Origin of the sequence: Mesorhizobium sp. M8A.F.Ca.ET.165.01.1.1 (genome assembly GCF_004792065.1) — a bacterium.
In the GTDB taxonomy this organism is placed as follows: domain Bacteria; phylum Pseudomonadota; class Alphaproteobacteria; order Rhizobiales; family Rhizobiaceae; genus Mesorhizobium.
The window spans coordinates 1-1,900 of record NZ_SRTH01000041.1 but is presented as its reverse complement, the minus strand read 5'-3'; the positions used below and the strand labels follow the sequence as shown (position 1 = coordinate 1,900).

General features: G+C 61.5%; 1 protein-coding gene. It reads left to right on the top strand.

Features of this window, described 5'->3' with window-relative positions; translation table 11 throughout:
- The coding region (gene cysN, locus EN808_RS35025; protein WP_135918209.1) for a sulfate adenylyltransferase subunit CysN at positions 1–1,898 on the top strand (1,898 nt) is incomplete at its 5' end.
- Between the last annotated feature and the right edge of the window lie 2 nt (positions 1,899–1,900).

Here is a 1,900-nt window from a genome sequence, read left to right as displayed (position 1 = left end):
GCGTCCGCGACTATCTGGCGGCGCAAGAGAAGAAGTCGCTGCTGCGCTTCCTGACCTGCGGTTCGGTCGATGATGGTAAGTCGACGTTGATCGGTCGGCTGTTGTCCGACACCAAGCAGATTTTCGAGGACCAACTCGCCGCGCTCGAACGCGATTCGCGAAAGCATGGCACGACGGGCGACGACATCGACTTCGCGCTGCTGGTTGATGGCCTCGAGGCCGAGCGCGAGCAAGGCATCACAATCGACGTCGCCTACCGCTTCTTCGCCACGCCGAAGCGCAAGTTCATCGTCGCCGACACGCCCGGCCACGAACAATATACCCGCAACATGGCGACCGGTGCCTCGACCGCCGATCTGGCGATCGTGCTGATCGATGCCCGGCAGGGTATGCTGCGCCAGACCCGGCGCCATTCGATCATCGCCTCGCTGCTCGGCATTCGCCACATCGTGCTGGCGGTCAACAAGATCGATCTTGTCGATTTCGACCAGGCGGTCTTCGACAGCATCGTCGAGGACTACCGGCGGTTCTCAGGCGATCTCGGTTTCCAGACCATGGTGCCGATCCCGATGTCGGCCCGTTATGGCGACAATGTCAGCCGCCGCTCGGACAGCATGAAGTGGTATTCCGGCCCGACGCTGATCGAGCAACTCGAAACCGTCTCGGTCGACGAAGTCACCGCCGAGCTGCCGTTCCGCTTTCCGGTTCAGTACGTCAATCGCCCCAATCTCGATTTTCGCGGCTTCGCCGGCACCATCGCGTCCGGCACCATTGCGCAAGGCGACGAGGTCGTCGTCGCCAAATCGGGCAAGTCCTCGCATGTCAAACGCATCGTCGCCTATGGCGGCGATCTCAAACAGGCGGTGGCCGGCCAGGCCATAACGCTCGTCCTTGACGACGAGGTCGAGGTTTCCAGGGGCAACATGCTGGTTTCGCCGGCCGCGCGGCCGCAGGTCGCCGACCAGTTCGCCGCCAACATCGTCTGGTTCGACGAGCATGCGCTGCTGCCGGGCCGCTCCTATATCCTGCGCACCGAGACCGATCAGACCAGCGCCACCGTCACCGACTTGAAATACCGCATCAACGTCAACGACTTTGGCCATGAGGCGGCCAAGTCGCTCGAGATGAATGAAGTCGGCATCTGCAACATCTCGACGCGGGCGCCGATTGCCTTCGACCCGTTTGGCGAGAACCGGACCACTGGCGCGTTTATCCTGATCGATCGCATCAGCAACGCCACGGTTGGCGCCGGCATGATCGTGCACTCGCTGCGCCGCGCCGAAAACATCCATTGGCAATCGCTCGATGTCGGCAAGCGCGTGCGCGCCGACATGAAGAACCAGCGGCCGGCCGTGTTCTGGTTCACGGGGCTTTCGGGCTCCGGCAAGTCTACCATCGCCAACCTGTTCGAGAAGAAGCTGTTCGCCACAGGCCGCCATACCTATATTCTCGATGGCGACAATGTCCGTCACGGTCTCAACCGCGACCTCGGATTCACCGATGCCGATCGCGTCGAGAACATTCGCCGCGTCGCCGAAGTGGCCAAGCTGATGGCCGATGCCGGGCTGATCGTCATTGTCTCCTTCATTTCGCCGTTCAGCGCCGAGCGGCGCATGGCCAGGGAATTGATGGCCGATGGCGAGTTCATCGAGGTGTTTGTCGACACGCCTTTCGAGGAATGCGCCAGGCGTGACCCGAAGGGTCTCTACGCCCGCGCGCTGAATGGCGAGATCAAGAATTTCACCGGTGTCGATTCTCCTTACGAAGCACCGGAGAAACCGGAGATCCATCTCAAGACGCTCGGCAAGTCGGCCGAAGAGATGGTAGATACCCTGGAACACTGGCTGGACGAGCGTGACATTGCCGAAGAGCAATATGACAATGGCGGCGGCATCTGACG